The sequence below is a fragment of the Peribacillus sp. P4_D6 genome (assembly GCF_056401795.1).
On the sequence record NZ_JBFUIQ010000084.1, the window covers coordinates 1 to 18,285 of the forward strand.

17 protein-coding genes and 1 pseudogene are annotated in these 18,285 nt (G+C 40.6%); all 18 read right to left on the reverse strand.

All coding sequences use genetic code 11. The annotated features are described in order from the left end of the window. Nucleotides 1–317, reverse strand: a 317-nt coding sequence (locus tag AC1DVB_RS19390) for a prephenate dehydrogenase/arogenate dehydrogenase family protein (protein ID WP_477590534.1), incomplete at its 3' end; no start/stop codon positions are given. Nucleotides 318–364: 47 nt separating this feature from the next. Then, nucleotides 365–1,477: a histidinol-phosphate transaminase gene (gene hisC / locus AC1DVB_RS19395; protein ID WP_477590536.1), complete on the reverse strand. Its 1,113-nt coding sequence runs from the start codon at nt 1,475–1,477 to the stop codon at nt 365–367. 81 nt (nt 1,478–1,558) lie between these two features. Further along, nucleotides 1,559–1,927, reverse strand: a complete 369-nt coding sequence (gene aroH, locus AC1DVB_RS19400; RefSeq protein ID WP_477590538.1) for a chorismate mutase — start codon at nt 1,925–1,927, stop codon at nt 1,559–1,561. A 24-nt stretch (nt 1,928–1,951) separates the two neighbouring features. Beyond that, nucleotides 1,952–3,031 (reverse strand): 3-dehydroquinate synthase, encoded by a 1,080-nt coding sequence (gene aroB, locus AC1DVB_RS19405; RefSeq protein ID WP_477590540.1) that lies wholly within the window; start codon nt 3,029–3,031, stop codon nt 1,952–1,954. 3 nt (nt 3,032–3,034) lie between these two features. Next, entirely contained in the window at nt 3,035–4,207 is a 1,173-nt protein-coding gene (gene aroC, locus AC1DVB_RS19410; protein ID WP_057276288.1) for a chorismate synthase, read from the reverse strand. Between the two features lie 252 nt (nt 4,208–4,459). Then, nucleotides 4,460–5,232 (reverse strand): annotated as a pseudogene (locus tag AC1DVB_RS19415) (CheR family methyltransferase). Between the two features lie 186 nt (nt 5,233–5,418). Further along, nucleotides 5,419–5,865, reverse strand: a complete 447-nt coding sequence (gene ndk / locus AC1DVB_RS19420; RefSeq protein WP_034308008.1) for a nucleoside-diphosphate kinase — start codon at nt 5,863–5,865, stop codon at nt 5,419–5,421. Nucleotides 5,866–5,961: 96 nt separating this feature from the next. After that, complete coding sequence (hepT, locus tag AC1DVB_RS19425; protein ID WP_053535594.1) at nt 5,962–6,924, reverse strand: heptaprenyl diphosphate synthase component II; 963 nt, start codon at nt 6,922–6,924, stop codon at nt 5,962–5,964. 34 nt (nt 6,925–6,958) lie between these two features. Continuing rightward, the gene (locus AC1DVB_RS19430; RefSeq protein ID WP_034308012.1) at nt 6,959–7,669 is read right to left on the reverse strand and encodes a demethylmenaquinone methyltransferase; all 711 of its coding nucleotides are present in this window, start codon (nt 7,667–7,669) and stop codon (nt 6,959–6,961) included. A gap of 3 nt (nt 7,670–7,672) precedes the next feature. Next, nucleotides 7,673–8,503, reverse strand: a complete 831-nt coding sequence (locus AC1DVB_RS19435; protein ID WP_230136839.1) for a heptaprenyl diphosphate synthase component 1 — start codon at nt 8,501–8,503, stop codon at nt 7,673–7,675. Between the two features lie 251 nt (nt 8,504–8,754). Beyond that, nucleotides 8,755–9,003 carry a trp RNA-binding attenuation protein MtrB gene (mtrB, locus tag AC1DVB_RS19440; RefSeq protein ID WP_034308017.1) on the reverse strand — a complete coding sequence of 83 codons (249 nt, stop codon included), beginning with the start codon at nt 9,001–9,003 and terminating at the stop codon, nt 8,755–8,757. Between the two features lie 20 nt (nt 9,004–9,023). Further along, a complete protein-coding gene (gene folE / locus AC1DVB_RS19445; RefSeq protein ID WP_034308020.1) occupies nt 9,024–9,590 on the reverse strand; it encodes a GTP cyclohydrolase I FolE in 567 nt (188 codons plus the stop codon). Nucleotides 9,591–9,895: 305 nt separating this feature from the next. Continuing rightward, complete coding sequence (locus tag AC1DVB_RS19450) at nt 9,896–10,168, reverse strand: HU family DNA-binding protein (RefSeq protein ID WP_034308023.1); 273 nt, start codon at nt 10,166–10,168, stop codon at nt 9,896–9,898. Between the two features lie 504 nt (nt 10,169–10,672). After that, on the reverse strand, nt 10,673–12,151 hold the full coding sequence (gene spoIVA, locus AC1DVB_RS19455) for a stage IV sporulation protein A (protein ID WP_034308024.1): 1,479 nt from the start codon (nt 12,149–12,151) through the stop codon (nt 10,673–10,675). Between the two features lie 233 nt (nt 12,152–12,384). After that, the gene (locus AC1DVB_RS19460; RefSeq protein WP_095679754.1) at nt 12,385–13,110 is read right to left on the reverse strand and encodes a hypothetical protein; all 726 of its coding nucleotides are present in this window, start codon (nt 13,108–13,110) and stop codon (nt 12,385–12,387) included. 13 nt (nt 13,111–13,123) lie between these two features. Beyond that, complete coding sequence (locus tag AC1DVB_RS19465) at nt 13,124–13,321, reverse strand: DUF2768 domain-containing protein (protein WP_048681698.1); 198 nt, start codon at nt 13,319–13,321, stop codon at nt 13,124–13,126. Nucleotides 13,322–14,019: 698 nt separating this feature from the next. Next, nucleotides 14,020–15,393 carry a putrescine aminotransferase gene (locus AC1DVB_RS19470; RefSeq protein WP_048681701.1) on the reverse strand — a complete coding sequence of 458 codons (1,374 nt, stop codon included), beginning with the start codon at nt 15,391–15,393 and terminating at the stop codon, nt 14,020–14,022. 303 nt (nt 15,394–15,696) lie between these two features. Continuing rightward, complete coding sequence (locus tag AC1DVB_RS19475) at nt 15,697–17,805, reverse strand: sigma 54-interacting transcriptional regulator (RefSeq protein ID WP_057276285.1); 2,109 nt, start codon at nt 17,803–17,805, stop codon at nt 15,697–15,699. Nucleotides 17,806–18,285: the final 480 nt, after the last annotated feature.

Sequence of the window (18,285 nt, forward strand, 5' to 3'; positions counted from 1 at the left end):
GCCTTAACGACTGTATCCTTCGTACTTCCTGCATCAGATATGAGGACATCACTTTTCAAATCCATATCAGCCAATTGAGCTAAAATCTTCACGGTTTCATTGACAGGCACAGCAAGTAGAATCAAATCAGCTTCACATGCTCCCGCTTCCAAAGATGATACAGAATCATCAATGATCCCCAATAGCATCGATAGTTGAATATTCTTTTCACTTAGGTCCATACCAACAATCACGGCTTCAGGATGTGCATGGCGTACAGCCATGGCCAGTGATCCGCCTATTAGACCTAAACCTATTACAAAAACCTTACCCTTCACTCTTCTCTCCCCCGCATCTTTTATGCTCCTCTAGGTTTGATGAAACGTTAAAGCAGCGAATCAGAAGGTGCCTCAACTTCATTCAAAAAAGCTTTAATAGCATGGATCATTCCTTCATTTTCTTCCGTAGAACCAATCGTTACCCTCAGGCTGTTAGGAAAACCGAAAGATTTCCCCGACCTTGCGATGAAGCCGCGCTCAAGCAAATATTGAAAAACCACATCGGCATCCTGTTTAAAATGGATAAAGATGAAATTACCTTGTGACGCGTAATAAGCCAAATTTTCCTTATTACAAAATTCATAGTACTGCTTTAGCCCTTTTTGATTTTCTTCCTTGCATTTTTCAATGAAGGCCTGATCTTCCAAAGCGACGATAGCAATATTCTGTGCAAATGTGTTCACATTGAATGGTTCCCGGGATGGATCTAGTTTCTGGATGATATCCTCATCCGCCAAACCGTACCCTACCCTAAAACTGGCAAGTCCATAAATTTTTGAGAAAGTCCGGAGTATGATCAAATTTTTATATTTATTGATCCATTGATTCGTTCTAGGGTAATCCTCAGCCGTTGCATATTCACAATAAGCTTCATCCAAAACGATAAGAACATCTTCCGGCACTTTTTCGATGAACGATAATAAGTCCTGTTCCGAAATGTATTTACCTGTTGGATTATTTGGTGTACAAAGCCATACAACCGATGTTTCATCATCTATTACTTTAAGCATTCCTTCTAGATCATGAGCACCGTCAATATGAGGAACTTCCCTTATTTCCGCTCCTTCTAGTGTGGCATTATGGCGATACTGCGAAAAAGTGCCTGTTGCCATGACCGTATTCTTTCCAGCTCCCAATAGACTCCTGGAGATGATTTGAATGTTCTCATCAGATCCATTTCCAAAAATAAGCTGTGTTTCTTTCACACCTGTATGTTTCGCAACAGCTTCCCTTAGCATCGTTGCATATCCATCTGGAWAGATGGCAAACGAATGGGTTGAATTCCTAACGGATTCCTTGACCTTTTCCGAACAGCCAAAAGGATTTTCATTTGAAGCTAATTTCGTGATTTTTTCYAGCCCGTATAATTTTTTCACTTCATCAGTGGATTTTCCCGGTTGATAAGACTTCAAGGAAAGGACCGCTTCATTCCATTTCATGTCAATCACCTCTATATATTTATCACTTTAAAGTAAGAAAGTGTGAGAATAGTATATCATATTAATAGATTTATAATCATCTTATATCTGCTTTGTCAAATCTGGCCGTAATACCGTAGCCCCTGCCTGGTATACATGCTGTATCTCTTTTTGAGATTTTGTCGTATTTACGTGGATCATGACCCGGATGCAAAATGGCAAGGAATTGCTCACCGGTATTTCTTTCATGCATGTAACCGGTACATAAGTCCAGCCTTCGAATTTCCTCAAGGCTTTGGCAGGGAAGACAGAACGAATCTCTTCCGTAGCTGAAAAAAATACAGAAGCTACCATATCGGGATCAACTTCGTTGACCTGAATGATCTCGACCATCAACTTTTCGACAGCAGAAATCACTTCCATTTCTGTGTCACTTTCTACTGTAGTGGCACCCCTTATTCCTCTTATCACACATAGTCCCCCTTCTACTGAACTCTAAATCATCTCCGCCATTTCCTCTATCAGCTCAGAGTCGGCTATATCCATTAATAGCGGTGACCCCACTTCGTTTAGCAGGACAAAGGTAGCTGCATCATTGACCGATTTTTTGTCTGTTTTCATTAATTCAAGCAGCATTTCATGTTCAAGTCGGGTTGGAATGGTTATTTGATAACCTAAAGAAGAAACCCAGGCAATAAACTCATCTAGTTTAAAATCAAGATCCACTTTCTTTCTGCTTAGTTTAAGAGCATATACCATCCCGATTAAAATCGATTCCCCATGCGTAAAGTTTCCGTATCCCATTGAACCTTCCACTGCATGTCCAAGCGTATGACCAAAATTCAAAAAGGCACGAATGCCGTTTTCCTTCTCATCCTCTTCGACAATTTTAGCTTTAATGCCAATCCCTTTTGTAATCATGGTAAGGAATTGCTCATCCGTTATATCATTCAAATCAACAATATTCGACTTTAACCATAGATAAAGCTCATTATCTGCTATCAAGGAATGTTTAATGACTTCTGCAAAACCTGACCTTAATTCTTTAAGTGGCAGAGTCTTTAAAAATTCCAGATCATAAATGACGGCTTCAGGCTGATGAAAGGCCCCAATCATATTTTTCCCTAGCGGGTGATTGATGGCAACCTTGCCGCCCACTGCACTGTCGTGGGCAAGCAAAGTCGTCGGAACCTGTATAAATGGAATCCCTCTCATAAATGTAGCTGCAACGAATCCAGCCAAGTCACCGACTGCACCGCCGCCAAGGGCAATAATCAATGACTTGCGATTAATCTGTTGTGTTAAGCAGAAGCTTTGGCATTCATAAAACACATCGAATGTTTTAGCATGCTCCCCTTCTGGCACTACATGATGCAAGACCGGTTTTCCCRTCTGGATCAGGGCGTCCTTCACAGTCTGCAAATGAAGTGCCGCCACTTTCTCATCAGTTATGATCAGAATCTTGTTTAGATGATTCAGCTCATGTGTTATTAATTCGGGCAATTCATTGATTGCCTTCTTGCCAATTAAAACCGGATATTGCTTGGAAGCCGTTTTTATTTGGATGGATTCCATGATTTAAAACCCCTTTACTTCTTCCCGATATGATCTTATGTACTCTGCTAATTGCTCATAACGATCTGAAGGGAATTGATCAACGATGGCAGCCGCCAGTTCCCATGCCACTACCGCCTCAGCAACTACTGCTGCTGCAGGAACGGCACAACTATCGGAACGCTCGACACTTGCTTCAAACACTTCCTTCGTATCAATATCAACACTTTTCAAAGGTTTATATAAAGTAGGGATCGGCTTCATCACACCGCGTACAACTATTGGCATTCCAGTTGTCATACCGCCTTCAAAACCTCCAAGGCGATTGGTTTTCCGGTAATAACCATGTTCTTCATCCCATGCGATTTCATCATGGACATCACTGCCGAATAGATGGGCCGCCTCAAATCCTAGACCTATTTCCACCCCTTTAAATGCATTGATGCTCATTATCGCTGCGGCTAGTTTTGCATCAAGCTTACGGTCATAATGCACATAACTTCCCACTCCTACCGGCATTCCTTCTACAACGACTTCGACGATTCCGCCGATGGAATCTCCTTTTTGTTTCGCTTCATCTATTGCATCCTTCATCTGCTGCTCTACGTTTTTGTCGAAACATCTAACGGAAGATTCTTCTGTTACCTGTTGCAATTGCTGGATCGTTTCGTATTTTGGCGGTTCTGCCTTCACTCCGCCAATTTCCAAAACATGCGATGCCACTTCTATCCCCAATAAAGACAATAGTTTTTTTGCGACAGAACCTGCCGCCACCCTTACTGTCGTTTCACGGGCTGAAGATCGTTCCAGAACATTTCTCAAATCGCGGTGCCCATATTTAATCCCGCCGTTCAAGTCGGCATGACCAGGGCGAGGCCGGGTGATTTTACGTTTAATTTCTTCAGCTTCCTCTTCTGAAAGCCCTTCACTTCCCATAATCTTTGTCCAATGTTTCCAATCATCGTTCTCGACCACCAAAGCAACCGGTGAACCGAGTGTGTAGCCATGTCTGATTCCTGAAGAAATAAAAGCCTGATCTTTCTCGATCTGCATCCTTCTTCCACGTCCATGCCCTTTTTGCCGGCGTCCCAATTCTTGATTGATATCCTCATTCGAAATCGGCATTCCTGCCGGTAATCCCTCAATGATAGTAGTCAGTTGCGGACCATGTGATTCTCCCGCTGTTAAATATCTCATCTTCCAGCCCCCTTTTAGCACTTTAAAGTGTATATGTATCAATATACCACAATTTTATGAAATGTGGGTATATGTAAAACGTAAAAACCATATTGTTTGAATTTAATCACTTTTCACTCTATTTTACAAGTACTTAAACATTTTCGATATAGTTTTTCTTTCAAATCAGAGTTCTACTGGATTTTCTATTACTCGACAAACGAAAAGGACTGAACGCCTATGAGCAGAATCAGTCCCTTTTTTAAAAAGTATTTACTTTTTCATATAAAAAAATGTGTCGATCGTTTCAAATTGATATTTTCCAGGGGTGAATATTTGCTCTGTACTTCCTACAAAAAAACCCCGCCGCTTCTTAGTGATGCACTGAATTTTTCATATAACAAATTTTTGGCTTCTTCCGTGAAATAAATTAGCACATTGCGGCAAATGATTAAATCGAACCCCTGTTCAAAACGGTCAGCGAGAAGGTTTTGCTTTTTAAATGTCACCCTTCTCTTGATTTCTTCATCAACGCGATAAAAATCTGCTTTTTTTTCAAAGTATTTCCTTTTGATTTCTTCAGGCACTTCATTTAAGGAACGTTCAGGATACATCCCCAATTCCGCTCGCGCCAACACATTTTCATCCAGATCCGTCGCCAATATCTCTATCTGGCTAAGTGGAACCAGATTGGATAAAATCATGGCAAGTGTGTATGGTTCCTCGCCAGTTGAACAGGCCGCACTCCAAATCTTCAACTTTTTTTTGCTTGCTAAAAGACCTGGAAGGATTTTCTGCTCCAATACCTTCCATCTTTTCGCATTTCGATAAAATTCGGAAACATTGATTGTCATTCTATCCAGAAACTCATTTAAAACTTCGGGATTGGTTTGAATGTCTTTATGGTATTCACGAAATGAATGATATCCTCTTTTTTCATATAGAGATGTCAATCGCCTTTTCATTTGCCCTTCCTTATATAATGCCAAATCAATGCCTGTCAGCGTTTTGATATTACGAATAAACTCTTCATATTCTTGTGGCATTCCTACGACTCCCCTGCACATAATTATTTAAGTGGTCCTTCCCTATATATATCGGAGATTGCCATATTTTCTTTAAACTACAATAATTCCTTACCATCCCGGGAAGCTAAAAAAGCAATGCAAAAAAAACGGGTTCCATCGCATAATGACGATGAAACCCGCTTCCTATATAGTGATGAGTACTAATTAATAAACCCACTCGTTTACAAGTTTAGAATACTCAACAAGTTCTTCTTCTTTGAAGAATAAACCGATTTCACGCACAGCGCTTTCAGCTGAATCAGATCCGTGAATGATGTTTTTGCCGACAGTTACCGCAAAATCGCCACGAATTGTTGCTGCTGCTGCATCTTTAGGGTTAGTAGCACCCATCATTTGACGTGCTGTAGCGATTACATTTTCACCTTCCCAAACCATTGCGAAGACAGGACCTGAAGTAATGAAGTCCACTAATTCGCCAAAGAAAGGACGTTCTTTGTGCTCGCCATAATGTTGCTCAGCCAATTCTTGAGAAATGACCATTAATTTTGCTCCTGCAAGAAGGAAGCCTTTCTTTTCGAAACGGGAAACGATTTCACCGATTAAATTGCGTTGAACGCCGTCAGGCTTTACCATTAAAAAAGTTCTTTCCATGAATGTCACTCCTAATATGTATCATTGTTATTTGCCTATATAAGGCAATACTTTTAGAATATTACCATTGTTTGATGAGTTTCGCAACTCCCATTATCAAAACTTTCTTTTTCCGATATTTTTCGCGATATCCGATAAAGTTTTTCTAGCTTTAATGGCAGGAAGACCCTTCAACTCAGTAAAAGCTTTTTCTAAATACATATCACTGATCCTCGCTGCCTGTTCAATGGCACCGGAAGTTTTTATCGCATTGATTATATGGGACATTTCATCTTTTGGCGTATCTTCCCGAACAGTTTCGATAAGCTTTTTTAACTTTGGATCCTCCATAGCGATCAAAACGGGTAAAGTGATATTACCTTGAATCAAATCACTCCCGGCCGGTTTACCAAGCTCTTCTTCCGACGCCGTAAAATCCAATATATCATCGGTGATTTGATAGGACATACCGACATAATATCCGAATTTAAATAGCTTTTCGTGAATTCCCTCTTCAACACCTGCTGAAATGGCTCCCAACTGGCAGCTGGATGCAATGAGTAATGCCGTTTTCCGTTTGATCCGTCTAAAATATATCCGCCAATTCTGTTCGAAATTATATTTATCTTTAATTTGTTCAATTTCCCCAAGACATAGTTCAACCATGGTATCAGCGAGAATTTGATGCGCAAGCGGAGACTCGATKACCGCCATCATTTCCAGTGCACGAGCAAAAATGAAGTCGCCTGTGTACATGGCGACACGATTATCCCATTTCGACTTGATGGTAGCCGACCCCCTGCGTAAATCCGCATCATCCACAACATCATCATGTACAAGGGAAGCCGTATGAATCAGTTCCAGAGTCGCTGCGACATGCTTTACGACATGAATATCATAGTTGCCAAACTTCGCACCCAATAGGACGAATACCGGACGGATCCGTTTTCCACCGGATTGCAGTAAATGCAGGGAAGCTTCCCTTAAAACCGTGGAATCCGCTTCAATTGCGGCTTCCAGTTCTTTTTCTATTAATTGCAAATCTGCATTCAAAAATGAATACATCATTTTAAATTTCATACATTCCACCCAGCTTTGTCCATTGCTATTCTGCTTATTTTGAAGGCTTGTACCCGAAATGTGTTGCTGCTACCCCACCGAAATGGGCTTTATAACTGACATTTTCCATTCCTGCCTGCTTAAACATGTTTTCAAGCTTTTTCATGCCTGGGAAATCTCGAGCCGATTCCTGCAGCCATGAGTATTCACTATAGCTTTTTGCGAATAATTTGCCGAACATGGGCATGATGAAACGGAAATAAAAATAATATCCCTGTTTAAAGCCTAGCATCGTTGGCTGTGACGTATCCAGGCAAACGACCATACCACCTGGCTTCGCTACACGGTTTAACTCTTTAAGCACTTTCATGTAATCAGGGACATTCCGCAGCCCGAAACCGATCGTGACATAGTCAAAGCTATTATCCTCAAAAGGAAGTTCCATTGCATTCCCATGCATTAGGGAAACTTGATCCAGATTGAGTTCCTTCACCTTTTGTTCGCCGATTTTCAGCATGTTTTTACTAAAATCCAGACCAACAACCTTTCCTTCTGGTCCTACTTCATTAGCAAGGGCAATGGTCCAGTCCGCCGTTCCACAGCATACATCCAGTGCATGGGCGCCTTTTGGGACATTCATGATGGCCATTGTAGCCTTCCGCCATTTAAGATGCTGTTTAAAGCTGATGAGGGAATTCATCTTGTCATAATTTCCGTAAATCTTTTCAAAGACATGATGAACTTTTTGCTCTTTAGACTGCTCCATGATTCACCCTTCTTTCACATATGAATTTGCCATACTCTCTGTTTGTTCCAAGATGGCCTTCACTCTTTCCAGTAGTTCATCATCCAACTTTGCCAGCTTCCGCATCGAGCGCTCTACGGATTGCCTGGCATCCCTCAGGCACTTGTCGAATTGGGTGCGTACCTGTTCTTCCTTTTCCGAAATGGGAACATCCCCACCGATCGAGTCATCAAAAGGCATTTCCCTTAGGGCATCAAAAATTATTGATTCCCCCGACTTCATATAACTTCTCTTCTCGGCATGCAACCGTTTTAAAAGCAGCAGATCTTCCGATATCTCTATCCAGGCAGGCTCATTATAGTAATCCGCAAGTTTCTGAATCAGCGAAGCCTCGATCGCTTTTATCGTCATTAAAAGCGTTGGTACATCTTGAATCGACCCTTGTTGGTATAGAATGATTTTATTATCATTTATTTTTTTTATCGCGCTTGAAAGGATACGGATCATATCAACATTACCTATACTGGCAAGCCCTTGATAATATAAGCCACTATAGTAATCACCGGCAAGAACTTGTAATTGGCGATTTTTCAATACCTCCGGCGACTCGATTCCTTCACCCGAATTCGAGACGATTTCATGGGTATCCAGAGCTATTTGCACTAACATGGTTGAAATGATGTATTGATTCCGTTTTTCGCTTGTAACGTCCAAATCGTTAAACAATCCCCAAAGCAACATCAGTTTATCTTCGTCCAAGCTTGGCTTTTGTATATACTTCAACAAATATGGATGTTGAGCTTTCGTTTCTATTAATCGTTTTAATTGCCTTATGTCGTCCGTTATGTTTAACAATTGAGATCACCCTTGCATCCCCGAAAGATAATTTTTTTCATACATACATATTGGTTTCTGTCTGTGTAAAATACACATTATTATACCATAAAAACAATCAGATGAAATGGTCAACGTTTATAAAATGAAACTTCCAAAAACAAGGAAATCATCGACTTTTGCTCTTCAAAAAAATGGATGCGGGAAATTTACAGCTTGTTAAACGCGATATCAGGTGATTGATTTATAATTAACCAAGCATTGAGAAACGATCATTTGTCAGGTGAATTCTTTTTGGAATCACTTTCTATCTCTCCGAATGGAGTATAGACCTTTGCATGGCCCCTGATTTTAATTGCCGAGGTATGCTCCGTGAATTGTGCGATCATCACCTCTCCTGAGTCCAGTTTTTCGGAGTGGTGAAACTTGGTGTCCGTTCCCCTTGTCAACCCGATGACATTCACACTATCCTCAATGGCTTTGATTACGACAAAATCATTCAGAATCTTTTTATCATTCATTTTTTCCTGCCCCCATATCCTTAGTCTTTAATGAATGCCAGTACTTCAGCTCTAGTACGGTGATCCTTCGCAAACGTTCCCCTTACAGCTGAAGTCACTGTTTTAGATCCCGGTTTTTTCACGCCACGCATGGTCATGCACATATGTTCAGCCTCTACTACAACCATTACACCATGAGGCTCGAGCTTTTCCATTATCGAGTCTGCAACTGTAGAAGTGATGCGCTCTTGAAGCTGCGGACGCTTCGATACAGCCTCAACCGCCCGTGCCAATTTGCTTAAACCAGTCACTTTTCCGTTTTTCGGAATATATGCTACATGGGCTTTCCCGTAAAAAGGGACTAAATGATGTTCACATACCGAGTAAAACGGAATATCCTTTACAAGTACGAGTTCTTCATGGTCCTCCCCAAAAACAGTATCGAAATATTCCTTTGGATCCTGATTAAGTCCAGAAAAAATTTCTTCATACATTCTGGCTACACGAGCAGGAGTATCCAGCAGTCCTTCCCTCGTTGGGTCTTCCCCTACAGCCTCGAGAAGCATTTTAACCGCTTCTTCTAATTTGGCATGATCAACATTAGCCATTTTTTGTACCTCCTAAAAAATCAATAATATTATGTATTCAGATAAAAAAACCAAAGCGCGTTGCACCCGGAAATCCATAATTGCAATTATAAAGCGACCGATTACCCAAAGATTGAAGCCCTTTAAAGGCGGTTTCGCCAGAAGCGGTTTCGGATGGGTATTTTCTTGTGACAGATTTACCATCTGAAGCGTATCTAAAATATTCACTGTCTTTTATATTATCACAGATGGAAATTAAGAAGCAAAAAAAGGACCGCGTTTTCACGCGGCCCTTTTCGGTTAAGCACCCGTATGTAATGGTAGAATTACTTCACTGCATCTTTCAGCGCTTTACCGGGTTTGAAAGCTGGCACTTTGCTAGCTGCAATTTCGATTTCGTCACCAGTTTGTGGGTTACGCCCTTTACGAGCCGCACGTTCACGAACTTCAAAGTTACCAAAACCGATCAATTGGACTTTATCACCGTTTTTTAGAGCTTCTAAGATTGTATCAAAAACAGCATCAACAGCTTTTGTAGCGTCTTTCTTAGAAATTTCAGTTGCTGTAACAACTTCATTAATTAATTCTGTTTTGTTCATGCCATTCACCTCCTCCCAAAAGGAATCTTTATAAAAAATCATTATTACAACACTATAATAGTGATTTGATATTAGCTTCGGTCAAAAAATTTTCATTCCCTGACAATCAAGGATTACCAAGCCGATTTAATTTCCAAATAATTCATTCAGAAATTTATAAATAGGTTGAAATCGCTGTTATAACGCGTTTTCTGTATGTAGATTATCACAAATCCTATAAGCTTAGCAAGGGAATTCAAAAAATAATGGGAATCTTTTCATCAATAATTGTATATATTATAAATTTTGTCTTTCGCTATTCATCATTTCCCTTTTTTATAGAAATTAAACTTATTATATTGCTGAAAATCGCTTAACCACAAGGTTTTTTCAAGATTATACTAAAGAACAGCAGATTAATTCAAATATTAGCGTTCATAAATGATATTTTTCTTTCGATCCTGCCGTTTCTTCCATGTAAAAAGACCAATCCATAAATGGAGTTGGTCCGGCCTTAAACGTTTTCTATAAGATGATGGCAATCAAACCGCCACTGCCCTCATTAATAATCCTCTCAAGTGTTTCTTTTAATTTATAGCGTGCATTGTCTGGCATCATCGCTAATTTCACCTGTATGCCTTCCCTTACGTAGGAACTTAGGCTTCTTCCAAAAATATCGGAGTTCCAAATGGAAAGTGGATTGTCTTCGAAATCCTGCATCAGATACCGTACTAATTCCTCACTTTGCTTTTCCGTACCGATGATTGGCGAGAATTCGGATTCGACATCGACCTTGATCATATGGATGGAAGGAGCTACAGCTTTTAGCCTGACACCGAACCTGGCTCCCTGGCGGATGATTTCCGGTTCATCAAGACTCATATCGTTAAGGGACGGGGCTGCGACACCATATCCAGTTTGTTTAACCATTCTCAACGCATCGGCCACCTGATCATATTCTGCTTTCGCATACGCAAAGTCCTGCATCAATGATAACAGATGATCCTTGCCCCGAATCTCCACACCGACAATTTCCTTCAGAATATCATCATATAGTTCATCCGGGGCGTATAGGTCTATTTCTGCAACCCCCTGCCCCATCTCAATGCCTGCAAGCGCTGCACGGTCAATGAACTCGAATTCATTGAAATGACCGACTACACGATCAACATCCCTCAGGCGCTTAATGTCCTTGACTGTCTCTTTAACCGCTTCCTGGTAACTTTCCCTTAACCAATGATCCTCGCGCAGAACCATTACCCAGCTAGGGAGATTAACATTGACCTCGAGAACAGGAAATTCGTACAAGGCCTCGCGCAGTACGCTGTAAACATCCGATTCCCGCATTCCTTCGACACTCATGGCCAATACGGGGATATCATACTTTTCCTGCAAGGATTCCCTCAGTGCTACCGTATTCGGGTGGTGAGGCTGAACGGAATTGACAATCATGATAAATGGCTTGCCAACCTCCTTCAATTCTTCGACGACCCTTTCCTCGGCCTCTAAATAATCACTTCGCGGGATTTCTCCTATCGAACCATCCGTCGTAACGACCACGCCTAATGTGGAATGATCCTGAATTACTTTACGAGTACCGATCTCGGCAGCTTCATTGAACGGAATCGGCTCTTCATACCAAGGCGTGTGAATCATGCGGGGACCATTTTCATCCTCATACCCTTTTGCCCCGGGTATTGTATAACCGACACAATCGACTAAACGGATGTTCACGTCGAGACCTTCAGCTACTTGTATCGATGCTGCCTGGTTCGGTACGAATTTGGGTTCCGTCGTCATGATCGTCTTTCCGGCAGCACTTTGTGGCAATTCATCCTGTGCCCTGGCACGGTCCGCCTCAGACGGTATATTCGGAATGACGACTAGCTCCATGAATTTTTTAATAAATGTGGATTTTCCAGTCCTGACGGCACCGACCACCCCCAAGTATATATCGCCACCGGTCCGTTCAGCTATATCTTTAAAAATATCTACCTTTTCCAAGGTATCCCCTCCCGAATTAGAGTTTTGGGATTTCGTTTATCCATTTGCATTTATTTAGGACAATATATATCTATGATGTTGTCCTAAAAATTTATTCCATTTATTTCCCTGGTTCAATCCCTTCCTCCACCAGAAATTTTTATATAAGGGTTGTTATTTTAAAAGTAAGATGAAATAAAGATAAAAGAAATAACCCTTCCCCTACAATATATTTTGCAGAAGAAGGGTTATGCCTATTTTGTAAGAAATATTGGAGTATTTGTTTTTTCATCAATTGTATATGGTAACGAATAGGCAGGGACGAACTCCGAACTCTGCACCAGCAGTTCCCGGATATCTTCACCTTGCTTGATTTTCCCCTCATTCTTCTTCAATGCCTCAAGTAAATCAGGTGTATAATCAACAAAAATGCTGCCTTGACCATCGACTATAAGGTATAAATCTTTTTGTGAAAATGGACTCGTGACCGTCGGAGCTTCCTTCAGGCCCATCTTTTCATAATCAAGCGTGAAGACATTATCGGATAACCTTTCCTTAAACGGCGGGTATCCGTTGCTTTGCTGATAGGCAGTCAATCTCAAGGAAACATCCTGAATCTTCTGCGCCATCCTGACATCCAACAGCTTTACAGTCGGATCTTTTTCAACATTAACGAGGATGTATTGAAAGACACCCCCTGATTCAAAGGCATTGTCAGGCGGTTCAGCCATATACCTCGGCGAAATCTTAGAAAATTTTATGACATATTTTTGATAAATCGGTGTCCCTGCATCTTTAGTAACTATCGGCAGTATGCCGCCTTCATCCTTCTGAAATTGATCCACTGCACTTTGGACGGATTGTATTTGTTCTTTATAAGGCAGTTGGTTTTGCATTTTTTGCTTCTCCGGATATAAGCAGCCGGATAATGATACAGAGATGCATAATAAACATAATATTTTGAAAAAATTTCTCATCATTTCTCCTCACCTATCAAGTGGTTGGCCCGCTAAGAACAACGATAAGGATGATCAAGCCGGCCAGAATCATAAGTATGTATGCGATAATTGCTGTCAAGACTCTCCAAAAACCTTTTAATTTATAGCGGCTTAAGTAGATTAGAAATATAGAGATAACCATAAAGCCCATAGCTATAAAGGATATCCACATTTTTTGCAGGGCAGGTGTCATATCTTCATCACTCCTTTTTCCAGAAATTATTATAACATACCAAATTACGTTAAAGGAATTAAATCCTTGTCCAATCTGTGTAATTCCCGTTTTCATTACTCGTTCTCGTGAAAAAAAATTCTGAGATCCAGTTATAAAACGAGAAATATGTAATTATTCCCTCCTCCAAGCAACAAAAAAACAGCGCAATGACTGTTTCAGTTTATAAACAAACTCGATAATAATTGAGTTTGTCGACAGTTTTTTAAGGTGTTTAAAATTTGACCGTTGATTGGAACGTAGGGCACTCGCTTTACCGGAAGGTCCGCCCTCGGCTCTATTAGCGCCTGTGAGGTCTCCCTTGGCCCCGTTTTCCCGCAGGAGTCTCGTACGTTCCGTTCCAGTCAACCTTGTGTTAACAGGAAGATAAGCTCCTTATTTAAGGGTGAATACTCGAGGTGGTGAGGATACCTTTGATCAGCTTGAAATGTTTACTTAGAACACCTCTTGCAGACTAGTAGAATGGAGGTTCCCATTCATGTAAAGAAGATGGCCACCTGGACTTGACGAAGGGGAGAAATGGTGGAAATAATGACCTTGGAGAGTTCATCATTATCTAAAACTGCTACAAATTCAAAAAGGTTTCGGAATGATACCATTCCGAAACCTTTTTATCTACAGTCTGAATCAGCCAAAGGCTGTTTTTCTGCTTTTTTTAATTAAGATTGAAGAGTTGGCAAGACTTCTTTAAACGCTTTAATTACTGTATCGACTTCATCCAGCTTAATAGTCAATGATGGCTCGATCCTGATTGTTTTGGAATTAATAAGCGTACCTGCCACCAAAATGCCTTTATCAAAAAGGGCTTTTGAGAATTCATAACCCACTTCATCTTTATGGAACTCAATACCGATCATTAATCCTTGGCCACGGATTTCCAGCACCTTATCTTTGTGCTCAGCAGCCACTTCCCTTAACCCATTTAAGAAGTATTCTCCAACTTCCGCAGCACGCTGCGGTAAGTTTTCTTCCAAAAGTACGTCGATCGTAGCGATGGCCGCAGCACAAGCTAATGGATTTCCACCAAATGTCGTAGTATGCATGAATGGATTGTCGAACCAGCTTTTAAATACTTTCTCATTGGCTACAACAGCGCCTGCAGGCATTACACCGCCACCAAATGCTTTCGCTAAACAAATAATGTCCGGAACAACATCATATAGCTCAGAAGCGAACATTTTACCTGTCCGTCCCATTCCTGTTTGCACTTCATCCAAGATCAATAACGCATCATATTCGTCACATAATGCCCGAACCTGCTTTAAATAATCCTGCGGAGGCAGAATGACCCCTCCTTCACCTTGAATAGGCTCTAACAGCACAGCAGCAACATCTTCACCGACCAATGCACAACTTTCAAACGTTTTTCTCATCATATCCACATCACCGAACGGTACATGGCGCACACCTGGAACCAACGGGATGAACGGTTTTCTGAACATGCCCTTTGCCGTTGCCGATAGGGAACCAAGGCTTTTCCCATGAAATGATTTTGTCGTGGAAATGATCGTGTATTTGTCACTGTACATTTTAGCCAACTTAAGTGCAGCTTCCACGCTCTCGGTACCGCTGTTCGTAAAGAATGAGTATTTTAGATCTCCCGGTGTGATTTCGGCAAGGATCTTGGCAAGCATTGCACGTAATGGATCAAGTAAGTCCTGGCTATGAAGGGCTTGTCTTTGCAATTGATCGGTTACTGCCTTTACTACTTTAGGGTTACGATGGCCAACATTATAAATACCAAAGCCACCTAAACAATCAATATATTTTTTTCCATTTACATCCGTAAAACAGGAATCTTGATCAGACCACTCCACCGAAGCGAACTGTGTGTCTTTAGTGACCGTCTTCCGGTATTCCAAAAACCCAGGGTTTACATGGTTACGGAAATTCTCGACCGTTTCTCTTGTTACCCACTGTGCATCTTCTTTTGAAATTTCTTTCTGCTCGATTAATTGAAGAACCTTTTTAATATAATCTTGAGTTGCTGATTGGTTAGCTTGAGTGTTTTTACTTTCTACGTTAATTGACATTTTATAATCTCCTTTTTTTATAGCTTTAGTTGATGGGTTAATTAAGTTTGMTTGTTTTATGAAACTTTGATGCTTACCTCCCTTTTTTCTTATACTTACTAATCAAGCAAGAAGCATGCCAAGTTAATTAACCAATAAAATCGCATTTTTTTAAAAAAACCACTCTAAAACTATGCAAATATGCATATCGTTATTTCACTTTGCATAATCAAGTTTGGGAAATCATTGAAAAGCTTCGAAAATGCCTTCATAAAAATAAAAGCCGTTGACAAGTGATTTTCATCACTCGGCAACGGCTTTTGATCAAAATGCATCATTTTCGATTTTCTTACTTTGTTGTTCAGCTAACACTTTTTGATACTTCCTGCTCACTGACGATTGACTTATCCCAAGCGCTTTAGCCGCTTTGGTCGTGGTTTTATACTGTTTCATGGCAAGCATGATCAATTGTTCTTCCACATGATCCTGCGCTTCCTGCAGCGGAAGGATTCTCGTAATGATGGGTTTCGTTTGTTTAAAGTCACTGCCCACAGGTATGAACCTTTGAATGAAGTCAGCATCGATCATCTCTTCATCTGCAGAAACAACCAATCTTTCAATCATGTTCTGCAACTCACGAATGTTTCCCGGCCAAGTATAGACTTCCAGTATATTTAATGCATCAGGGGAAAAGTGATAATTCCGCTGATACCTTTCATTCAGTTTTTGCAGGAAATGAAAGGCTAGCGGCGGGATATCCTCCGGCCTTTCCCTTAATGGGGGCACATGTATGGGTATGACGTTCAACCGATAGAATAAATCTTCCCGGAACGTGCCCATCTCGACCATTTTTTCCAGACTCTTATTCGTGGCCGCAACAATTTGAACATCAATGGAAATGGGTGTAGTGCTGCCAATCGGAATCACTTCCTGTTCCTGGAGTACCCGCAGCAGCTTGACTTGCAGATGTATGGGCATGTCACCAACTTCATCCAGGAATAAAACACCTTTATTAGCCTGCTGAAAGTATCCTACCTTCCCATTTTTATCCGCTCCTGTAAAGGAACCCTTCGTATAACCAAACAATTCACTTTCGAGAAGGTTTTCCGGAATCGCCCCGCAATTTATCTTCAGGAAAGGCATTTTAGATCGCCTGCCCATTTTATGAATGGCTTCAGCTATCACTTCTTTACCTACTCCCGACTCCCCATTAATTAATACAGTAGATGAAAAATGGGCGATTTTCTTGACTTGGCTAATTATCTGCTCCATTTTAGGACTTGCAAAAACCAACTCTTTATAAAATTGATCCTGTTTTTTGAAAGAGTCCAGTTCTTTCCTCATTTCATTTAATTCCGATTTCAATTGTGTCGTTTCCGTTATATCCCTTGATGCAATGACTATTCGATCTATTTCCCCTTTTTCATTGAACACAGGGGTGCCGACGGAAAGGACTTTCTTATTCATTTTCGTATCTTGGACAATCGATACTTTCTTTTTTTGTTCAAGGACTAACCGGGTTACCGAAGGATTAAAAATCCCTTCATCCTCTAATTGCAAGAGATTCTTCCCGATATAATCTTTTAAGTCCTTCCCCCAGAATCCCGAGATGATGCTGTCACTATAGCGCAGCAGCTCTCCTTTTTGATTGACTACAAGTATTTCATCATAGATATTCGCTAAAATGGCATTCAAATCTTTATTCGAGCTTTTTATCAATTCTATTTCCATGGCCATTTCCTCAACCATCGGTAAATCCTGAACAATGATGATCAGGCCTTCGACTTCTTTTTCATGGTTCAGAATCGGGCTATAGTCGACAAGCACACTCATGACATCAGTAATCTCCAACTGATTCAGAATACTGCTCCCGCTGGCAAACACGCTATGTATATGCTGCTTATTGAAGATGCTCGCAGCAGGTTCATTAAGGACTTGTTCAGAAGGTTTTTTTATCATCTTCAAGCCTGATTCATTGAAGTTCACAATATTCTTTTCTTTATCAGCCACAAATATCCCCATAGGAATGGAGGTTAATATAACATTTAACAGGTCTAAATTTTGTTTGCTGTCCTGCTTGAATAATTCAGCTAATACATCTTCCCTTTTTACATAACCGGTTAGCAGGCCATCATCCGTTTTTATCAGTACGATAGGCTCACCGATAATTTGAAACAAATGCGGCAAGGAAATGTTAGGGTGCAATTTACAGACATTATCAATCGAAAAAGCATACTGTAAAAGCTGATCGACTGTCGTTATTTTTTCATTTAACGGGAGGTCATCCATGCGGATATACGCAAACACTTGATTTTCCTTCATAAGAAAGAAGAAAGGTTCCTGTATCTCATGAATATTTTGGTCTGAAAATGTAGGCTGATCAATTGTTATAGTTATGAATGGTCTAATTTTATCATCCGGAATAGATAACACAGTTTCACTCTCCTTTTGTAACCTAACCTATATTTTATCACAATTCCGAATTGCAAGATAAAAAATAAGAGGCACCATTACTCATATCCAGCATTTACCTTTACTCATCCCACGACAAAAGGGTCCTTTAACGGACCCTTTTGACCTAAAAATCTGATATGCAGCTTAGACTTATTTTATAAAGGACCGTCCACCTTATCTTATACATTCCAATCATGTTTGAATTTTGCTTATTCCTGTTTGTTATGATTCGTGGATGGCCGTCCTCTGCCAGGGCTTTTTATACAGATAGGACAGCTCCCTCCATACCGTCATTACGGCTTCATACCCTGTTTTCAACACTATAAGGAACCAAGGGATAACATATATGCTTCCATGCTTCTGCCCCCGTCGCTATTCCTTATTCATCCCCCTACATAATTTCCTAGATAAATAAATACCATCAAAAGCAAGGCGACGAACATTAGTACAGCATTGCAT